This window comes from Streptomyces sp. B1866 (assembly GCF_031932565.1).
In the GTDB taxonomy this organism is placed as follows: Bacteria; Actinomycetota; Actinomycetes; order Streptomycetales; family Streptomycetaceae; genus Streptomyces.
Genome location: NZ_JAVSCF010000122.1, coordinates 1 through 18,915, shown reverse-complemented (window position 1 = coordinate 18,915; position 18,915 = coordinate 1). Strand labels below are relative to the sequence as shown.

The 18,915-nt window shown below is 75.5% G+C and carries 17 protein-coding genes; 10 read left to right on the top strand and 7 right to left on the bottom strand.

Going from position 1 to position 18,915, the window contains the following annotated elements; translation table 11 throughout:
* Positions 1-547 precede the first annotated feature (547 nt).
* Entirely contained in the window at positions 548-1,216 is a 669-nt protein-coding gene (locus tag RKE29_RS17230; protein ID WP_312006302.1) for a 3,4-dihydroxy-2-butanone-4-phosphate synthase, read from the top strand.
* Between the two features lie 114 nt (positions 1,217-1,330).
* Here RKE29_RS17230 and RKE29_RS17225 read toward each other — a convergent pair whose 3' ends face one another.
* Both RKE29_RS17225 and RKE29_RS17220 read right to left on the bottom strand, forming a co-directional pair.
* Complete coding sequence (locus tag RKE29_RS17225; protein ID WP_312006301.1) at positions 1,331-2,875, bottom strand: ATP-dependent DNA ligase; 1,545 nt, start codon at positions 2,873-2,875, stop codon at positions 1,331-1,333.
* Between the two features lie 58 nt (positions 2,876-2,933).
* Positions 2,934-4,517: a cytochrome P450 gene (locus RKE29_RS17220; protein WP_312006300.1), complete on the bottom strand. Its 1,584-nt coding sequence runs from the start codon at positions 4,515-4,517 to the stop codon at positions 2,934-2,936.
* A gap of 155 nt (positions 4,518-4,672) precedes the next feature.
* Between RKE29_RS17220 and RKE29_RS17215 the strand changes: the two genes are divergently transcribed.
* From RKE29_RS17215 to RKE29_RS17205, 3 genes are all read left to right on the top strand, one after another.
* Positions 4,673-5,317 carry a TetR/AcrR family transcriptional regulator gene (locus RKE29_RS17215; protein ID WP_312006299.1) on the top strand — a complete coding sequence of 215 codons (645 nt, stop codon included), beginning with the start codon at positions 4,673-4,675 and terminating at the stop codon, positions 5,315-5,317.
* A gap of 260 nt (positions 5,318-5,577) precedes the next feature.
* Positions 5,578-5,862 carry a GlsB/YeaQ/YmgE family stress response membrane protein gene (locus RKE29_RS17210; RefSeq protein ID WP_312006298.1) on the top strand — a complete coding sequence of 95 codons (285 nt, stop codon included), beginning with the start codon at positions 5,578-5,580 and terminating at the stop codon, positions 5,860-5,862.
* 507 nt (positions 5,863-6,369) lie between these two features.
* Positions 6,370-6,906, top strand: coding sequence for a GtrA family protein (locus tag RKE29_RS17205; protein WP_312006297.1), 537 nt, complete (start codon positions 6,370-6,372; stop codon positions 6,904-6,906).
* A 168-nt stretch (positions 6,907-7,074) separates the two neighbouring features.
* Here the strand turns inward: RKE29_RS17205 and RKE29_RS17200 are convergent, their stop codons facing one another.
* The 3 genes from RKE29_RS17200 to RKE29_RS17190 all read right to left on the bottom strand — a co-directional run bounded on the left by RKE29_RS17200 (position 7,075) and on the right by RKE29_RS17190 (position 10,765).
* Positions 7,075-7,884, bottom strand: a complete 810-nt coding sequence (locus RKE29_RS17200; protein ID WP_312006296.1) for a hypothetical protein — start codon at positions 7,882-7,884, stop codon at positions 7,075-7,077.
* 21 nt (positions 7,885-7,905) lie between these two features.
* Positions 7,906-9,009 carry a phenazine antibiotic biosynthesis protein gene (locus RKE29_RS17195; protein ID WP_312006295.1) on the bottom strand — a complete coding sequence of 368 codons (1,104 nt, stop codon included), beginning with the start codon at positions 9,007-9,009 and terminating at the stop codon, positions 7,906-7,908.
* Between the two features lie 361 nt (positions 9,010-9,370).
* Positions 9,371-10,765, bottom strand: coding sequence for an aldehyde dehydrogenase family protein (locus tag RKE29_RS17190; protein ID WP_312006294.1), 1,395 nt, complete (start codon positions 10,763-10,765; stop codon positions 9,371-9,373).
* Positions 10,766-11,210: 445 nt separating this feature from the next.
* On the opposite strand from RKE29_RS17190, the gene RKE29_RS17185 reads away from it, so the two are divergent.
* Complete coding sequence (locus tag RKE29_RS17185; RefSeq protein ID WP_312006293.1) at positions 11,211-12,560, top strand: sigma-70 family RNA polymerase sigma factor; 1,350 nt, start codon at positions 11,211-11,213, stop codon at positions 12,558-12,560.
* A 29-nt stretch (positions 12,561-12,589) separates the two neighbouring features.
* Here the strand turns inward: RKE29_RS17185 and RKE29_RS17180 are convergent, their stop codons facing one another.
* Complete coding sequence (locus tag RKE29_RS17180; RefSeq protein ID WP_312006292.1) at positions 12,590-13,033, bottom strand: MerR family transcriptional regulator; 444 nt, start codon at positions 13,031-13,033, stop codon at positions 12,590-12,592.
* Positions 13,034-13,125: 92 nt separating this feature from the next.
* On the opposite strand from RKE29_RS17180, the gene RKE29_RS17175 reads away from it, so the two are divergent.
* Positions 13,126-13,365 carry a hypothetical protein gene (locus RKE29_RS17175; RefSeq protein WP_312006291.1) on the top strand — a complete coding sequence of 80 codons (240 nt, stop codon included), beginning with the start codon at positions 13,126-13,128 and terminating at the stop codon, positions 13,363-13,365.
* Here the strand turns inward: RKE29_RS17175 and RKE29_RS17170 are convergent.
* Positions 13,344-14,234 (bottom strand): TetR/AcrR family transcriptional regulator, encoded by an 891-nt coding sequence (locus RKE29_RS17170; RefSeq protein ID WP_312006290.1) that lies wholly within the window; start codon positions 14,232-14,234, stop codon positions 13,344-13,346. The genes RKE29_RS17175 and RKE29_RS17170 overlap by 22 nt on opposite strands.
* A gap of 128 nt (positions 14,235-14,362) precedes the next feature.
* Between RKE29_RS17170 and RKE29_RS17165 the strand changes: the two genes are divergently transcribed.
* The 4 genes from RKE29_RS17165 to RKE29_RS17150 all read left to right on the top strand — a co-directional run.
* Positions 14,363-15,361 (top strand): metal-dependent hydrolase, encoded by a 999-nt coding sequence (locus RKE29_RS17165; RefSeq protein ID WP_312006289.1) that lies wholly within the window; start codon positions 14,363-14,365, stop codon positions 15,359-15,361.
* 210 nt (positions 15,362-15,571) lie between these two features.
* Positions 15,572-16,834 (top strand): PDR/VanB family oxidoreductase, encoded by a 1,263-nt coding sequence (locus RKE29_RS17160; RefSeq protein WP_312006288.1) that lies wholly within the window; start codon positions 15,572-15,574, stop codon positions 16,832-16,834.
* 187 nt (positions 16,835-17,021) lie between these two features.
* Positions 17,022-17,900 (top strand): M24 family metallopeptidase, encoded by an 879-nt coding sequence (locus RKE29_RS17155; RefSeq protein WP_312006287.1) that lies wholly within the window; start codon positions 17,022-17,024, stop codon positions 17,898-17,900.
* Positions 17,897-18,915, top strand: a 1,019-nt coding sequence (locus RKE29_RS17150; RefSeq protein ID WP_312006286.1) for an alpha/beta fold hydrolase, incomplete at its 3' end; no start/stop codon positions are given. The genes RKE29_RS17155 and RKE29_RS17150, both read left to right, overlap by 4 nt.

The window sequence follows — 18,915 nt, the reverse complement described above, 5'->3', positions numbered from 1 at the left end:
GAGCCGTACGGCGCGTCCGGCGCGCGGCAGGCGCGGGAACCACGCGGCGCGCCCGGTCCCGCCGGAGCGTACGGCCCGGTCGGCGCGCCCGGTGCGCGGTGGCGGCGCGGCGGGGGCGGGCCGCTCCTCGGCTGTCTCCACGCTGCGCCTTCCTGACGGGGTCCCGGGTGGCTGGATCCGGCCGCGGCGGGTGCCGTGCGCCGGGCTCCCTCATTCTGCCGCGCGCACCCGGACCGGCCCGGCGCCGCCCCACCTGATACCCGTACCAGCGGCGACAAGTACCTGTATCCTGAAGTAACATGACGTGACATCATGGCGACGGAGTGACCACCCGCACTTCGTCACCGGGCACGTTCTGTGCCAGACTTCTGCCCCAGCGCGCTGCCGCAAGGCGCCCGCCGCGTGGGCACGCACGCCCTTCTCCGCTCCCCGCCCGCCCCGGCAGGCTCCAGGGACCCGCAGGCCGCGGGCCGGCAGCCGCAGCCGTACCAGGTCGGCAGCCGAAAGCCGTACACCGTACGAGGAAGGGCAGAAGGAGCCGAAGCCCATGGCAGGGTTACAGCCGACGATCGCGCCCGAGCGCCTTCTGGCGGTGGAGCAGGCCATCGACGCCTTCGCCGAGGGCGGGTTCGTCATCGTCTACGACGGCGAGTCCCGGGAGCACGAGGGCGACCTGGTGATCGCCGCGGAGCACACCAACGAGGGCGCGCTTCAGCAGTTGCTCGACCACACCTCCGGCATGATCCGCGTGGCCCTGCCCGACGAGCGCGCCGAGGAACTGCGGCTGCCGCCGATGGTCGAGGAGAACACCGGCCTCCAGGAGGCCGACTTCACCGTCTCCGTCGACCTGATCGAGGGCTGCACCACGGGCGTCGGCGCCCGCGAGCGATCCCGCACCGTGCGCGCCCTCGCCGACCCCGGCACCGCGCCCGAGGACCTGGCCCGCCCCGGCCACGTCTTCCCGGTGCGCGCGGCGGCGGGCGGCGTGCTGGAGCGGGAGGGGCGCGCGGAGGCCGCCGCCGACCTGTCCCGGCTGGCGCGCCTGTCGGGCGTGACGGCGATGGGCGAGATCGTCCGGCCCGACTGGAACGTGGCCCACTACGGCGACCTCAGCCGCCTGGCCGCGAGCTGCCTGATGCCGCTGATCTCGGTGACCGACGTGGCCGCGTACCGACTGGCGAAGCTGGCCCACCAGCGCGCGCCCGCGGAGGACTGACGCCCCGGCCCCGATGCCGCCCGGCCCCCGCCGCCCGGCCGCACGTGGCCTGCCCCGCTCGGCTCGCCCGTACCGTACGGGTCGTGCTCGCCCGTACCGTACGGGCCCGGCCGGTCACGTCGTCCAGCGCGCGAGCGCCAGCACCGCGTCGAGCGTGTCGGCGTCCCGCGCGTGCTTGTCCTCCCGGTAGCGCAGCACCCGCGCGAACCGCAGCGTGACCCCGGCCGGGTAGCGGCTGGAGCGCTGGAGGCCGTCGAAGGCGACCTCCACCACCAGCTCCGGCCGCACCCGCACGCCCCACGGCTCCTCGCCGACCGCGATGCGCCGCAGGGCCGCCGTCTGCCACTCCAGCAGGGCGTCGGTCAGGCCCTTGAAGGTCTTCCCGAGCATCGCGAACGAGCCGTCCCGGGCCCGCGCGCCCAGGTGCAGGTTGGACAGCCGGCCGGTGCGGCGGCCGTGGCCCCACTCGGCGGCCAGGACCACCAGGTCCAGGGTGTGCACGGGTTTGACCTTCAGCCAGGCGGCGCCGCGGCGGCCCGCGCTGTACGGGGCGTCCAGCGCCTTGGCGACCACGCCCTCGTGGCCGCGGCGCAGCACCTCGGCGGCGAAGTCCCGCGCGGCCTGCCGGGCCGCCGGGTCGGCCGGGTCGGCGGCCACCACGCGGCGCACCCGCCGGGGCTCGGGCGTGACGCGGGCCAGTTCGGCGTGGCGGCCGGCGGTGGACGCGGCGAGCAGGTCGCGGCCGTCGACGGCGAGGAGGTCGAAGAAGACCGGCATCAGCGGCAGCCGGCCGTGCGCGCCCGCCACGTCCAGGCGGGAGCCGACGCGGCCGGAGACCTCCTGGAAGGGCCGCGGGTAGCCGTCCGGGCCGAGGGCGATGACCTCGCCGTCGAGCACCGCGTGGGAGACGGCCAGTTCGCGGGCGGCGGCGGTGACCTCCGGCAGGCGTTCGGTGATGTCGTCCAGGGTGCGCGTGTAGATCCGTACGGTGTCGCCGTCGCGGTGCACCTGCACGCGGATGCCGTCCAGCTTCTCCTCCACCGCGCACGGGCCGAGCCGGTCCAGGGCGTCGTCCACGTCCTTCGCGGTCTGCGCGAGCATCGGCAGGACGGGCCGGCCGACCTCCAGCCGGACGTCGGCCAGCGCGGCCGGGCCGCGGGCCAGCAGGGCGCGGGCGACCTCGCCGAGGGAGCCGCCGAGCATCACCGCCCGGCGCACGTCGGCCGCCTCGGCGCCCACGGCGGCGGCCAGGGCCTCGACGGCGAGGGCGTCGAGCGCGCCCTGCCGCAGCTCGCCGACGAGCAGGCGGCGCAGGAAGTCCTGTTCCTCGGCGGTGGCGGCGGCCAGCAGGTCGGCCAGCAGGCGGGCGCGGGCCGAGGCCGCGCCCTTGCCGGACACCGCGGCGATCCGGTCCAGGGCCTGGTGCACGTCCGCGACGGTCAGCCGGGGCTCGGCGGCGGGCTCGGGCAGGTCGCGCAGTGCCCGCCAGCCCACGCCGGTACGCCGCTGCGGCAGGCGGCCCGCGAGGTAGGTGACGACGACGGGCGCCTCGTCGGGCTCGGTGGCGGCCAGCAGCTCGGCGAGGGCGGCGGTCTTCGCCGAGCGGGCGGCGGTGGCCGCCACCTCCCGGGACGTACGGGCCAGGCGGCTGAGCAGCATGGTCCCAGCGTCACCCCGGGCGGGCGGCGGCGCACGCCCTGACGCCGGTCCGGCACGGTCAGCCCGTGTGGACCGGGCAGCCGACGGCCGGGCCGGGGTCGCCCGACTCGTCCTGCTCGCCCGCGCGGGCGGCCGGGACCGTCTCGGCGGGCGCCTTGACCTGCGCCTCGGTCCGCGCGGGCGCAACCCTCTCGGCGGGTGCTTCGGCCTGCGCGGGCGCGGCGGGCGTGCGGCGGGTGAGGGTGAGCGTGAAGCCCTCCGGCATGAGCGTCAGCCGCTCGGCGACCTTCAGCTGGTATCCGGCGTGGTCGTGCAGGTCGTACCGCCGCAGCAGCAGGCCGAGCACCAGCGTGGCCTCGTGCAGCGCGAACTGCCGCCCGATGCACGCGCGCTCGCCGGTGCCGAACGGCTTGAACACGTGCCCGGGCCGGGCGCGCACCCGCTCGGGCAGGAACCGGTCGGGGTCGAAGGTCTCCACGTCCGGGCCCCACACCGGGTCCCGGTGCAGCGCGGTGACCAGCACCAGCGCGGACGCGCCCTTGAGCATCGGATACCGGCCGCCGAGCACGGTGTCCTGGCGGGCGGCGCGGGTGAAGGCGGGCGCGGTCGGCCACAGCCGCAGCGACTCGTCCAGCACGCGGCGTACGTACCGCAACTTGCTGACCTGCTCGTACGTCGGGTCGCCGGTGGGGCCCCAGACGCGGTCGACCTCCTCCTGGGCGCGGCGGCGTATCTCGGGGTGCCTGGCCAGGTAGTACAGGGCGAAGGACAGCGCGCCGGAGGTGGTCTCGTGCCCGGCGACCAGGAAGGTGATCACCTGGTGGCGTATGTTCACCAGGTCCAGCCGCTCGCCGGTGGCCGGCTGCGCGGTGTTGAGCATGAGGCCGAGCAGGTCGTCGGTGCTCGGGTCCTCCCGGGCCACGCGCTCGTTGATCACCTTGTCGACGGTCGCGTGCAGGAAGTCGCTGTGCTCGGAGAAGCTCTGCAGCACCCTGCGGCCGAGGTGGCGGCCGACGACCGGCAGCGCGGCGACGCGCATCTTCATGGCGGACTGCAGGCCGGTGACCATCGAGGTGACGAACGGGTGCGGCTCCTCGCGCTCGAAGGACCCGAAGTCGTATCCGAAACCGGTGTTGGCGATGGTCTCCAGCGTCAGCTTGGTGGTGTCGCCGCTGACGTCGACGGCCGTGCCCACCCGCGCGTGCTCGTCCCAGGAGCCCATCAGGCGGTGCGCCATGGCGAGCATCGTCGGGTGGTAGCGCCGCATGGAGGACTGGGTGAAGGCGGGCGCGAGGATGTCGTGCGCGCGCTGCCAGTTGGGCTCGTTGCTGTACGCGGTGAACAGGCCGTCGCCGCCCACCTTCCGCAGGGTCTGCACGGCCAGCGTCACGTACTTGAGGAAGCGCGTCTCGTCGCACAGCTCGCCCACCAGGTCGGCGCCGGAGACGAACACGATCTCCGTGCCGAACACCTTGCGCCGGAAGACCGGGCCCAGCTCGCGCGCCAGGCGGGTGGAGTCCTGCACCGGGGTGGCCAGCGACACGCCGAGCACGTCGCCGAGCACCGGGACCCGGCGCGGGGGGTGGGGGATGCGCGCCAGCTCCGGCCAGCGCTGGGCCGGGCTGAGACGGGTGGTGGCCATGGCGGTGCTCCCGGTCGACTCTGGCTGGATTCCCGCTGGACGCGCGGGCGCGTCCGTGTCGAAACACTTATTGAACTCGGTTCAGTAGACACTGTGCGCCGGGCTGCAAACCAGTGTCAAGTGATGTGCGAAGGAGCGTCGAGTAAGCTGTCGCCATGACCGGTGCGACCACGGACCGGCCAGGCGGAAGACGCGGCCGCAAGCGGCTGGACACCGAGCAGCGCCGGGAGCAGTTGCTGCGCATCGGTGCGGAGCTGTTCGCCGAGCGGCCGTACGACGACGTCTGGATCGAGCGGGTGGCCGAGCTGGCCGACGTCTCTCGCGGCCTCCTCTACCACTACTTTCCGACCAAGCGGGACTTCTTCGCCGAGGTCGTCCGCGCCGAGGGCCGGCGGCTGCTCGGCATGACCAGGACCGACCCGGCCCTGCCCCTGCGCGACCGGCTGACGTACGCCCTCGACGTCTACCTCACCTATGCCGAGGAGCACGCCCAGGGCTACCGCGCCTTCCACCGGGCGGCGGCGTCGGCCGACGACGAGATCAAGCAGATCTTCCAGGAGATCTTCACCGAGCAGGAGCGGCGCATCGTCGCCGCACTGGAGGCCCGCGCCGAGGCCGGGGGGACGCGGCCCTCGTCCGAGGGCCTGCGGATCGCCGTGCGCGGCTGGCTGTCCTTCGCGACCACCGTCTGCCTGGAGTGGCTGGAGCACCGGACCCTCACCCGGGACCAGGTGCGCGAGCTGTGCACGCACACGCTGCTGGGCGCGGTGAGCGCCGTACCGGCCCGGCCGGAGGGCTGACCGGGCCGGGTCCGCTGCCCGGGCCTCTCGGGCCTTACGGGCTTACGGGGCTTTCGGCGGCAGGCCCCTCGCGCGGCCCGCGCCTTCCCGGACCGTCGCCGCGATGCGTGCCTCGCCGGATGCGGGGCACCCGGTTCGGGCAAGGGTGCGGGCGCCCGCGGGCGCCGACCGGCCCGGGACGACTCGTCCGCACCTTCCAGGACTGCCTTCATCGGGACGGGGCGGGCGAAAGGCGGAAGCAATAACGAAAAGGGTGACTCATGGAGATATCCGGCATCATCAGCGCGATTGTCATCGGCGTCATCATCGGCGTCCTGGGCCGTCTCGTCGTCCCGGGCCGGCAGCACATCGGGGTCATGTGGACGATCCTGATCGGCATCGTGGCCGCCCTCATCGGCAGCGCCATCGCCCGCGGCCTCGATGTGGCCTCCACCAACGGAGTCGACTGGATCGAATGGCTCATCCAGATCGCCCTGGCCGCCCTCGGAGTCGCCGCGCTCGACCGCGGCAGGGGCGGCGGCCGACGCCGGCTGCTGCACCACTGACCGCGTACGGTCCGCGCCGGACCCCCGTCCCGTATGCGGTCGCGCGTACCGGACGGGCGGAGGCGAGCGGGCGGCGGCCCGCGCCGGACCCGTACGAGCGGAAGACACGTGCGGGGCCCCGCGACGACACGCGGGGCCCCGCACGCTGCCGTCTTCGCGGCCTGGGCCCTCGTCACCCGGAGCGGCCGGGGCCGGATCCGGGTCGGAGGCGGGACCGGCCGGGGGGTGCGGCAGTGCCTCGGAGCGGGGCCGCGGCAGGGTGGCGGTCCGCTCGGCCGAGACGCCGCCTCCGGCTCCAGCAGCCGGCGGCTGACCGGCGGGTTTCTCCCCGCGCGCCCGGCGTGCGGCGGGTCCCGCGCGCCCCTCGCCGCCCAGCGCCCTCCGCGGTGCCTTCCGGCCGCTCAGGGCGGGTGCCGGGTAAATGCTCGCCATTCCGGGGTGGGCGCGGGGTGTGCGGGGCTAGCATGCGTGCCCTACCCAGGCGACCGAGGAAGGGCGTGCGAGACGATGATGAGCGAACTGCGGGCGCTGTCACGGCGGATCGGCGGCGAGGTCGGCAGGTTCGGCACGGTGGGGGCGGTCGGGTGGCTGGTGGACACCGCGGTGTTCAACATCTGCCTGCACGTGCTGCATTTACCCACGGTCCGATCAGGTCTGATCTCGTCGGCGGTCGCCATCGCCACCACGTACCTCGGTAACCGGTACTGGACGTACCGGCACCGTCCCAAGGACCGGCGCACCCGGGAGATTTCGCTGTTCGTGCTGTTCAGCGGCGTCGGTTCGGTCATCCAGAACGGGGCTTTGGCCCTTTCGCACTACGGTTTCGATTTCACTTCGGCGCTCGCCGACAACCTCGCGAAGAATGTCGTCGGCCTGGGCCTGGGCACGCTCTTCCGGTTCTGGTGCTACCGCACCTGGGTTTTCCGGGCCCGGCCCGGCGGACAGGAGCCCGGACGGGAGGCGGTGGACGCCGCGGAGCGGATCCTCCAGGACGCCGGGCAGGACCCGGCCGCGGCCGACACGGGCGAGCCGCTGGGCCGCTGACGGCCCGTCCGGAGCGCGGGGGACCGTACGTGCCGAAGCGGTACGCCCCGGTACGGCACCCGGGGCGTACGGCCGGCGGGCCCCGGCGGCCGTACGTGCGGGCCGGGGCAGGGGCCGGGGGCGGTGGCGTGGGAGACCGGCCCCGGCCGGTGGTGCGGCAGGCGGCGCCTACGGCGTGACGCGGACGTAGGCGATGGCGATGGTCATGACGTCCGACATGGCGTGGTGCGTGTGGTACTCGCCGTCGATCTCGAAGTTCTCACCCTTGCGTATGGTGCCGAGGTCGTCCTTCGAGCACACGCTCATGGACTCGATGTGGCCCTCGAACGCGGGCCTGGTCCCGTAGCCGGCCTTCGACTCGCAGTAGACCTTCCCGGTCTCCTTGTTGCGGACCGTGGCGCCCGCGCCGCCGTCGTGCACGTGGCCGCCGACGGTCAGGATCTTCGCGTTGAAGGGCGACTTCCAGTCCTTGACGGTGTGCGACTCGCCCTCGGGCACGCTGTGCTGGGAGTTGGAGCAGGGGTTCGCGTCCAGCCAGACGGGCAGGGCCTCCTTCATGGGCTGCGCGCCGGCGGGCACGTACGTGGTGACGACGTCCACGTACACCTTCTGCTCCTCGGGCTTCATGTTCATCAGCTCGACCAGCATGCCCAGCAGGGGCAGCGGGCCGAACTTGACGCCGTAGCCCTCGGGCAGATGGCCGCCGGTGCGCTCGTTGCCGGAGGCGAAGATCCGGCGGCCGAGGAAGCTGTACTCCAGCGACTGCCCGTACCCGCAGGTCACGTCACCGGCGATGTGCGACAGGTCGGACAGCACCGCGTGGTGCAGCATGACACCGGTGTCGTAGTTGGCCTCGCTGCCGTCCTCGTAGGTGAGGTTCGAGTAGCTGGAGGTGACATAGCAGTTGGTGCACGGCGCCTTGACGCCCCGGATGACGCTGGTGTGCGTGCCGTGCATCGGGTCGTCGGGGCCGTGCATGACGTGCGGGCCGGACGGGGGCTAGTACACCCCCTCCACCACCGCCTCGTTGTCGAAGACGGCGACCGGCCCCACGTCGGCGACCGAGTCCCCCACCGCGCCCGGCAGCCCCGGCACGCGCAGCGCGAGGTCGCGTTCGAGGTTGTTCGGCAGCAGGCAGGACTTGCTGACGTGACTCATCACCACCTGGCCGAACTCCCCGTACTCCACCGGCTTGCCCGTCGCCGGGTCGATGACCGAGAAGGTGACGTACGGCTCCTGCGGGTCGAAGACGCACGGCTCGTCGTCGGCCAGGCCCAGCCGCTCGGTGGCGCCGCCGAGCATCATCGTGTTGCCGTACGTGCCGTACAGCCGCGAGTGCGGGAAGACCTCCGTGCGCAGCAGGTCGCGGGTGTCGGCGTCCATATGGGCGCCGCCCCACATCACACCGCGCACCTTCTGGCCGATCAGCTCGATCAGGTCGTCGTGCCGGGCGATCCGCTCCAGCAGCGGCGGAGTGGTCATCAGCACGCCGATGTCCTGGGTGCGCAGGATGGGGGCCGCCTGCTCGATGACGTGGTCGACGTAGGCCTCGGCCTCCTCGGTGCGGCCGGTGGCGAAGAGCTTCTTCACCCAGCGCGGGTCCATGTCGATCCGGAACATGATCCCGCCGTGCCGCTCCGCCGCCCGGCCGACCATTTCGCCGACCATATGGGGGCCGCTGGGCGCGATGGCGAGCCAGTCCAGGCCGCGCGGCACGCCGAGCGCGTCCAGGCCGGCGCTCAGGCCGCGGGTGAGCCGGTCCATCCAGTCGCTCAGGCACACCACCCGCTTGGGCGCGCCGGTGGTACCGCCGCTCTCGTAGACGCCGACGACCGGGGGATTCGGCCCGTACCCGCGCGGGATGAGATCACGCGCGGGCACCTCGCGCAACTCGGCGGTGACGTTGGGGAACAGCGTGAGGTCGGCGATCGTGCGCACGTCCGTACGCGGGTCGAAGGGCAGCGACGCGGCGCGCGCCAGCCAGAACGGAGAACCGGTGTCCGGGTTGAAGTGCCACTCCATGGCGGCCTGGACGAACGCGTCCGGGTCGGGCCGCTCGCCGTAGGGCAGGTCGAGGATCGTCAGATCGGGCCTGTCGGGCATGGAAGCTCCTCGCGGGGACGATTCGTGCGGGCCTGTGGGCGTACGGGGTGGTGCGCGCCGCCGGCGGGCGCGGCCGGCGGGGTGAGCCTGCCCGGCTAGGGCGTGTCTGGTGGATCAGGGTGGATCAGGGAGCGGCGTCCGGTGCTCCCCCAGCTACCGCTGGGAGGTACCCCCCGGATGCAAGGCGGAGGAGGAGAGCGCAGGGGGCACCTCCCGGCGGTAGCCGGGGGAGGCACTGCGTGCGACGACGACAACGCCGCACGGGGGCACCTCCCGGCGGTAGCCGGGGGCGGGGGCACCCCCAGCGGTAGCTGGGGGAGTGCCGGGCGTCGCGAGCCCGCCCTGATCCACCAGACACGCCCTAGCCGCGGATGACGGCCTTCGTGCGCATCAGGAACTCGCCCAGGTACGCGTCGTGCGGGATGCCCGGCGCGATCCAGTGAGTCGGGTGGTCGCCGACGTACAGGTTGCTGACCGACGGCTCGGCCAGCAGCTCGTCCAGCAGGTCCTCGTCCTGGGTGAGCGCGGTGAGGACGAGGGTGTCCCGCAGCGGCCGCACGCCGTCCGTACGCGACCAGGGCGCCACCCACACCAGCGGGAAGGACAGCTCGACGCCCGCCTGCGGCGCGTACGGGTCGTCCAGCTGGAAGACGGCCGGGCGCAGCGCGGCGCTGCCGTCGCCGAGGTCGTCCACCACGCCGTCCCCGCCCAGCCACGCCGTCACGCCCGCGCCGTCCTTGACCTGGCCGAGCACGAACTGCTCGAAGCCGCGCGCGGTCGGGAGCGGGTGCACCGGCAGGACGGCCCGCTCGTCCTGCGGGGGCAGGCTGGGCAGGGCGGCGAGCCGTTCGGCCAGGGCCCGCGCGAGCGGCGCCGGGTCGCCCTCCACGAAGACGGCGGTCGCGTTGACGCAGGCGGTGCCGCCGTGCCGGGCGACGGAGTCCACGACCACGTCGAGGTGGTCGCGCCAGTCGGTGTCGGCGGTGATGAGGATCTTGCTGCGGCCGGGGCCGTTGGGCAGCACGGTCGGGTCGGCGCCGTAGCGGTCCACGACCTCCTGGCCGCCGTAGACCATGCTCAGGTCGGCCGCGCGCAGGATCTCGCCCGCCGCGTCGTGGTCGGTGGGCAGCAGCACCACCTGGTCGTCGCCGAACCCGGCCGCGCGCAGCGCGCTCACCAGCCGGTACGGGGTCAGGGGCTCGCGCCGCGAGGGGCGCACGGCCACCCGGTAGCCCAGGGCCAGCGCCTCCAGCCACTGCGCGTGCACGGCCGGGTGGTTGCCCGCCGCGTGCACGGCGAAGACGTCGCCGCGCCGGCACCACACGGCGGTGCCCGTACGCGCGTGCGGATCGCGCCAGTCGGTGACCGCGCCGACCGGGCGGGCGGCCTGCGCGCTGCGGAACGCCTGCTCGGCGGCGAGCCGGATGGCCTCGACGGCGATGCGCACGTTGGCCAGCGGCGTGCCCGACATGCGGCAGACGGTGGCCTCGTACCGATCGGCGGTCATGCCGTCGACGGTGCCGGTCGCGAACAGCTCCCCGGCCCGCTTCAGCGCGGCGAGCCGGGCCTCCAGCGGCAGGGTGCGCGCGGCGCGCAGGGCGGACATGGCGCGGGTCACGAACAGCCGGGGGATGATGCTGAGTTCGGCGAGCGGGACGCCGGACACGTCGTTGACGGTGACGCGGGAGCGGGAGCGGTAGGGCCCCTTGGGGCCCAGTGCGTCCAAGCTGACCAGGCCTTCGGCGGGCTTTAACACGCTGTCTCCTTGTGCGCCGTGACCCGGTGGGGGCGGTCGAGGCGAAGAGCCGACAATAGGCGTGAGCTGGTGTTATATCAATATTTTCATGTGTGTCTGTCAAGGAACTCGGCCGCTGGAGTCCACCCCTCGGACAGCGGCGGAGCGCCGGGCGCCGGGGGCTGGGGCTGATGCGGCGGCAGCTCGCGGTGGGGCGGTGCGGGCTCGCGGTGCGGGGCGTCGCGGGTGTGTGGGTGTGGTGCAGGGGGCGTCGCGGGTGTGGTGCGAGGGCGTGCCGGGGTCGGTTCCGGGGGCGGGCCGCCGGGCCCGCCGCTGCGGGAGCGGGCGGCGTCCGGCGCCTGGGGCCCGGGGTGGTCGGTGGCCCGGTGACCTGCGGATACGGTCGGGCCGGGGGCGTTGTCAGCGGGTGCGCCTAGCCTGTGGGGAGTGAGCGAGGGAGGCCCTGATGAGTGATCGCAGGACGGCGGTGGCCGCGGCCGCGGACCGGGCGGCGGGCGACGCCGCGGGTGCGGCCGGTGCGGTCCGTGCGGCCGGGTCCGGCGGCGCCGTGGGGGTCGGTGCCGCCGGGTCCGGCGGCGCCGTCGCGGCCGGTCCGGTCGGTGCGGGGGGCGCGGGCGGCGGGGCCGGCTCCGGGCCGGGCGACCTGGGGGAGGGGGGCCTTGAGGCGCTGCTGGAGAGCCACCGGGTGGAGCTGACCGGGTACTGCTACCGGATGCTCGGCTCGGCGTTCGAGGCGGAGGACGCCGTGCAGGAGACGCTGGTGCGCGCGTGGCGGGGCTTCGCGGGCTTCGAGGGCCGGGCGGCCGTGCGGTCCTGGCTCTACCGCATCGCGACGAACGTCTGCCTGGACATGCTGCGCGGCCGCGGCCGCCGCGCCCACCCCATGGACCTCGCGTCCCCGGTGTCGGCCGACGCGCCGCTGCCCGAGGCGCTGCCCGAGGTCACCTGGATCTCGCCCGCCCCGGACGGCCGCGTGCTGCCGGAGGGCGGCGATCCGGCGGAGCTGGCGGTCGCGCGGGAGAGCGTCCGGCTGGCGTTCGTCGCCGCGCTCCAGCTCCTCGCGCCCCGGCAGCGCGCGGTGCTGATCCTGCGGGAGGTGCTGGCCTGGAAGGCGGCCGAGGTCGCCGAGCTGCTGGGCACCACGGTCGCGTCGGTCAACAGCGCCCTCCAGCGCGCGCGGGCGACCCTCGCCGCCCGGGGGACCGCGCTGGGGCCCGCCGCCGGGCCCACCGCAGGGCCCGCGCCGGACGCCACCCCGGCGGCGGCGCCGGTTTCCGGAAGCGCCGGGGTTTCCGGGACCGCCAGGGCTCGCGGGATCGCCGGGGCTCCCGGGGCGTCCGGGGCTTCCGCGGGCGGTCGGCGGGGTGCGGCCCGGGGCGGTGGCTCCCGCGGCGCGGCGGCGCTGGACGGGCCGTCCCGCGCGCTCCTCGACCGCTACGTGGACGCCTTCGAGGCGTACGACCTCGACGCGCTCACCGCGCTGCTCCGGGAGGACGCGGCGCTGACCATGCCGCCGTACGGGCTGTGGCTGCGCGGCCCGGAGGACATACGCGGCTGGCTGTCCGGGCCGGGCCACGAGTGCCGGGGGTCGCGGCTGGTGCCGGCGGCGGCGAACGGCACGGCCGCGTTCGGGCAGTACCGGCCCAGCGGCCCCGGCGGCCGCCACGAGCCGTGGTCGCTTCAGGTGGTGGAGGTGTCGGCGGACGGCCGGATCAGCGGCCTGCACGCGTTCCTGGACACGGCCCGGCTGTTCCCGCTGTTCGGCCTGCCGGACCGGCCGGACCGGCCGGACTGAGGCCCGGGCGGGGCGGCGCGGCGCGGGGGCTAGGCGGCGTGGCCGGGGGCGGAGTTCAGGGCCGCGTCCACCACCTCGTCCAGTTCGGCGTGCAGCTGGGTGCACTCCCGGACGGGGGCGTCGGTGGGGCAGCGCAGCAGGTGCACCAGGAGGTGCTGGGCCGCTCGCAGGTCCTCGATCTGCCGGGCGATCTTCTGGAGTGATTCGGCCAGCAGCTCCCGCCCGGCGGGATCGCGTACCGAGGGCCGGTCGCCGATCAGAGCGGCGGTGTCCGCCAGGCTCACCATGCCGCGCTGGTGCAGGTGCTGGATCAGCGCCAGCCGACGCAGCTCCGCCCGCCCGTAGTACCGCACGGTCCCGCGCCGCTCGGCGGGCGGCAGCAGGCCCATCTCGTCGTAGTAGCGCAGCGCCGAGACCCGCAGGCCGAAGCAGCGCGCGAGGTGGCTGATCGAGTACCGCTCGTCGTCGTCCATGGCGTCCCATTGTGCGCTCAAGTCGACTTGAGCGGCCAGTGTGGCGGGCCGGAGGGCCTGTCCGGGGGCCTGGAACGGGAGGTGTTCGGGCGATGGCGCGCTACGGCTACCGGCCCGCCGCCGTGGCCGCCGCCGCACCCGTACGGGCGGGCGCGGCGGGCGGGGAGCACTTCGTCGCGCCGGCGCGCCGGACCACCGGCGGCCCGTCGGCGCGCGCCGACGGCCAGGACGATACGGGCGGCGCGGGCGCGGCCCGGTCGGCCGGTGCGGACGGGGCCTGTCCGGGGCGTACGGGGGCGGCCCGGGTCCGTCACTGCGCCGAGGGAGCCTGACCGGAGCCGTCCGGGCCGTCCCCGGCGTCCGGGCCGTCCGGGCCGACTCCGGTGCCCCGGCCGTCCGCGCCGTCCGGCAGACCGTCGCCCAGCGCGGCGTCCGGGCCGTCGTCCGGGCCGTCGTCCGGGTCGGCGCCCGGGTCGGCGCCCGGGGTCTGCCGCATGCGGGCCAGGAACCGCTCGCGCTCCTCCGGATCCTCGATGTGCGCCGTGACGAGCTGGTATCCGGCCCGTTCGCACAGGTCCAGCACCTCGGCCTGGCTGATCAGCGGCTGGTCGAGCCAGGTCAGGACGACCTCCTCCACGTACGCCAGCCAGCCGAGCACCGACATGGTGAGCGCCGGGGTCTCCTCCGCGCCCGCCGACCTGAGGCCCGCGGTGATCCACTCGGCGAAGGTCGCGCGGGCCGAGCGGTGCAGCGTGCGCATGCCGCGCCCGCTGTCGATACGGGTGATGGCCTGGTAGACGGCCGGGTGCCGGGAGACGTACCCGACGAACGTCTCGGTGCCGGTGCGCAGCTGGTCGGCCGGGCTGAGCGCGGGGTCGGGGCGCAGGTGGCCGAGCAGTTCCTCGGCGACGGCCTGGATGACGGCGTACCGCAGCTTGCGCTGCGAGCCGAAGTAGTGGAACAGCAGCCCGGGGGAGACGCCCGCCTCGGCGGCCACGGCCTCGGCGGACACCTCGTCGATCGTCCGCCGCTCCAGGACGCGGCGGGCGGCGGCGAGGATCTGGCTGCGGCGGTCGGTCGGGGCGAGCCGCGAGGCGCGCGGGCCCCGCGCTCCGCCGCCGGTACGCGGCGTACGGGCGGCGGCACCGCGCGCGGGAGCGGCGGGCGCGGGGTGCTCGTCGGAATCCGGAGTGGGGACCATACGACGATCCTATTGACGTCGGCTCAATACGTCGTACTGTTGAGTATCACTCAATAAGGGCGGTGCCGATCCGGAGCCGACCGCCGCCCCGCCCCTGCCCCCTCCCCCGTGCCGCGAGGAGCCCTCCCATGCCGCGAGCCGACGAGCGAGACGAGCGCGCCCCCCGCGCCACGCGCCACGCGCGGGACGCCGACGCCGGCGCTCGTGGCGCCTCCGGCGCCCGTGACGCCTCCGGCGCCGCCGCCCCCGGTGACGGGCACACCGACCTCGTCCTCCAGCCGCGCGACGTGCACTTCGACTGGTCCCGGCTGCCCGCGCACTGGATACCGGGCGAGCCCATGGCCACCCACACCATCAACGTGCTGCACCTGCTGCTGCCCGAGGGCGAGCGCTGGTTCGTCCGGGTCTTCAAGCAGGCCGTGCCGCTGATCACCGACGACCGGCTGCGCGAGGACGTGCTCGGCTTCATCGGCCAGGAGGCGATCCACGCCGAGGCGCACCAGGGCGTGCTCGACCACTTCCGGGCGAGCGGCATCGACCCGCGGCCGTTCGTACGGCAGATGGAGTGGATCTTCCGCAGGGTGCTCGGCGACCGGCCGGAGCTGACGGGGGAGGGCCGACGGCAGCACCTGGTCGAGCGGGTGGCGGTGGTCGCGGCGATCGAGCACTTCACCGCGTTCCTCGGGGACTGGATCCTCGGCGCGGACGCGCTGGACCGGGCCGGGGCCGACCCGGTGATGCTGGACCTGCTGCGCTGGCACGGCGCGGAGGAGGTCGAGCACCGCAGCGTGGCCTTCGACCTGCTGGCGCACCTCGACCCCGGGTACGCGCGCCGCATCCGCACCATGGGCGTCGCCGGACTCGCGCTGTACTGGCTGTGGGCGCGCGGCGCGCGCTTCCTCATGGCCGCCGACCCGGCGCTGGGCGGGCGGTCCGGGCAGGGCAAGGCCACCTGGCGCGCCGCCGCCGAGGCCGCCCGCAAGGGGCTGCTGCCCAGCCCCACCAGCCTCGTGCGGTCCGGCTTCCGGTACGTCAGGCGCGGCTACCACCCGGCCCAGGAGGGCTCGACCCGGCGCGCCGTGGCCTACCTGGCGACCTCCCCGGCGGCGCGCGCGGCGGCCCACTGACCGCGCCCGCCTGACCGCGACCGCGCCCGCCCGGACGGCCGTCCCGCGCGGGCCGCCGAAAACCGCCCGCGGGCCGCGAATCCGCCCCGGCCCCGCCCCCGCCCCTCAGCCACCGCCCACCGTCGGCCCGGGGAACCCGGAGGCCCGCACAGCCCCTGCCCCTTCCGGACCCGGCCCGCCCGCCCCGCTCCAGACCACAAGGACCGTCCCATGAGCCGCCGCAGCCCCCTCGCTCCGCCGCCCGACCTGTACGGCAGGCCGCGCGGCGACCGCCTGATGCGGGCGTTGGCCGTCCTGAGCGACGCCTACGTACGGCTCGCCAGCCGTCCCAAGCACCCCTCCAGCCCGTCCAGCACGTCCCGCCCGAAGGGCCCCCGCCCCGAGGGCCCGGCCGCCGTCCCGCCCCCGGCCGCCGTCCCGCCCCCGGCCGCGGTCCCGGCCACGCGCGAGCTGGTCGTCGCCGCACGTACCGCCGAGGCCGACGGCGTGGTCGCGCTGCGCCTGGCGGCCCCGGACGGCGGCCCGCTCCCGGCCTGGCAGCCGGGCGCCCACCTCGACGTGACCCTGCCGTCCGGCCGCCGCCGCCAGTACTCGCTGTGCGGCGATCCGGCCGACCGTACGGGCTACCGGATCGCGGTGCGCCGCGTCGTACGCCCCGCCCCTGAAGCCGCCTCCGAAGCGGCCCCGGACGCCCGCCCCGAAGCCGCCCCCGAAGCCGCCCCCGAAGCCGCCCCCGAAGCCGCCCCCGGGAGCGCGCCCCGCGCGGGCGGCGCCTCCGCCGAGGTGCACGACGCGCTCCACGAGGGCACCCGGGTCACCGTCAGCGGCCCGCGCAACGCCTTCCCGTTCGCCGCCGAGCCCGCCGTCCTCTTCCTCGCGGGCGGCATCGGCATCACGCCGATACTGCCGATGGTCCACGAGGCCGTACGGCGCGGCCTGGACTGGCGGCTGGTGTACACCGGCCGCGGCCTGGCCTCGATGCCGTTCACGGACGAGCTGCGGCGGCTCGGCCGTGCCGAGTTCCTGCCGTACGACGAGCACGGCTTCCCCGACCCCGCCCGCCTGCTGGACCGGGCCCCGGCGGGCGGCGCCGTGTACGCCTGCGGCCCGGCCGCCCTGCTCGACGGGGTGCGCGCCGCGTTCGACGCGTGCCCCGCCGCCGCGCTGCACTTCGAGCGCTTCACGCCCGGGCCGGTGACCGACGGCCGCCCGTTCGAGCTGCGGCTGGCGCGCAGCGGCCGGGTGCTGCCGGTGCCCGCCGACCGCACCGCCCTGGACGTGCTGCGCGACGCCGTACCGCAGGTCGCGTACTCCTGCCGCCAGGGCTTCTGCGGCGTGTGCCGCCAGCGGGTGCTGTCCGGCGAGGCCGAGCACCGCGACCGCCGCCTGACCGACGAGGAGCGGGCGGCGGGCGAGGTGCTGGTGTGCGTATCCCGCGCCGCCGAGGGCTCGTGCCTGGAGCTGGACCTGTGACCGGCCCCGGCGCCGCCCCCGTCCGGACGGACCGCCCGCCCGCCCTCGCGCCCGTACCGTCCGCCCCGCCCGCGCGTACGGCCGCACCCCGGGCGCGTACGGCCGAACCCCGGGCCCGTACGGCCGCACCCCCGCACGGAACCAGCCCACCCACCCCACCCCCGCACGCCCACCGGAGGCGTAACCCATGACCACCGAGACCGCCGCCCGACGACCCGGCGGCACACCCCAGCAGCGCACCCCCGCCTTCCCCTACGACGCCGCCGACCTCGACCGCTTCCGGGAACTCCAGCAGCTCGCCTACCGCTGCGCCCAGCGCGTCGCGGACTGGCTGGAACCGGGCGTGACCGAGCGCCAGGCCGCCGCCCGGCTGCGCCGCGAGCTGACGGCGGAGGGTGTGCGGGACTTCTTCCACATCCCGTTCGCGTGGTTCGGGGACCGTACGGCCTTCCGGCACTTCAGGACGCCGCTCCAGTTCTTCGCCGGGCAGCGGGCGCTGGCGGAGGGCATGCCGTTCATCCTCGACTGCGCGCCCGTGGTCGACGGCTACACGGCCGACATCGGCTACTCCGGCAAGGTCGGCGAGAACCCCGTCTGGGACCGCATCGCCCTGGACCTGCGCGAGTACCGCGAGCTGATCGTGCGCGAGGTGCGCGCGGGCAAGCCGCTCAGCGAGATCTACGCGTCCGTCGACGCGCTCATCGCCCGGCACGGCTACGACAACCGGCACAAGGTCTACCCGGGCCGGGTCATCGGCCACCAGGTCACCCGCCTGAAGGCGTGGGGCCCGGCCGGGGTGACGGTGGCGGGCTTCGGCATCCGCACCCTCCAGACCCTCGGCCGCGAGCTGGTCGGCGAGCGGCTGCGCGGCCGCTCCCCGCTGTGGGCCGACGGCCGGTCGTCCCGGCACGCGCCCACCCCCGGCCTGTGGGCGGTGGAGCCGCACGTCGGATTCCGGGACGTGGGGCTGAAGTTCGAGGAGCTGCTGGTCGTCACCGAGGACGACGCGTACTGGCTGGACGACGACCTGCCGCACGTCCGCCGCTGGCAGGAGGCCGCCCGATGACCGCGCCCCGTGGGCACGAGGCCGTACGGCAGCGCACGGTCGTCTCCGGCGGCGTGCGGCTGGCCGTGTACGAGCAGGGCGACCCCGCCCGCCCCACCGTGCTGCTGGTGCACGGCTACCCCGACACCCACCACGTGTGGGACGACGTGGCGGCCGACCTGGCCGCCGACCACCACGTGGTGCGCTACGACGTGCGCGGCGCCGGGGCCTCCGGCGCGCCGAAGGCCCTGGCCGCCTACCGGCTGCCGCGGCTGGCCGACGACCTGTTCGCGGTGGCCGAGGCGGTCAGCCCGGACCGGCCGGTGCACGTCGGCGCGCACGACTGGGGGTCGATCCAGGCGTGGGAGGCCGTCACCGACCCGCGCGCCGCCGCGCGCATCGCCTCGTACACCACGATGTCCGGGCCCTGCCTGGACCACATCGGCCACTGGGCGCGCCGCCGCCTGGCCCGGCCCACGCCGCGCAACGTGCTGGCCCTGCTGCGGCAGACCGCCCGCTCCTGGTACATCGGCGCCTTCCACACGCCGCTGCTCGCGCCCCTGACCTGGCGGCTCGTCATCGCTCCCCGCTGGGGCCGGGTGCTTCAGACCGTCGAGCGGGTCACCCCGCGCCCCGGCCACCCCGGGCCGACGCTGGCCGCCGACGCGGTGCACGGCATCAGGCTGTACCGGGCCAACATGCTGCCCCGGCTGCTCAGCCCGCGCGAGCGGCCGACCGACGTGCCCGTACAGCTCGTCACCCTCGCCCACGACAACTACGTCAGCCCGGCCCTCAACGACGACCTGGAGCGCTGGGCGCCGCACCTGTGGCGGCGCACGCTGCGCGCGGGCCACTGGTCGGCGCTGCTGGAGAAAGGGGCCACCGTGGCCGCACTGATCAGGGAGTTCACCGAACACTTGGACGGCGCGCCCGGCGCGCCCGCCGCCCCCGCGCTCGCCCGCGCCGCCCGCCGCGACCCCGAGCCGGGCGCGCCGTTCGCCGGGCGGCTCGCCGTCGTCACCGGCGCGGGCAGCGG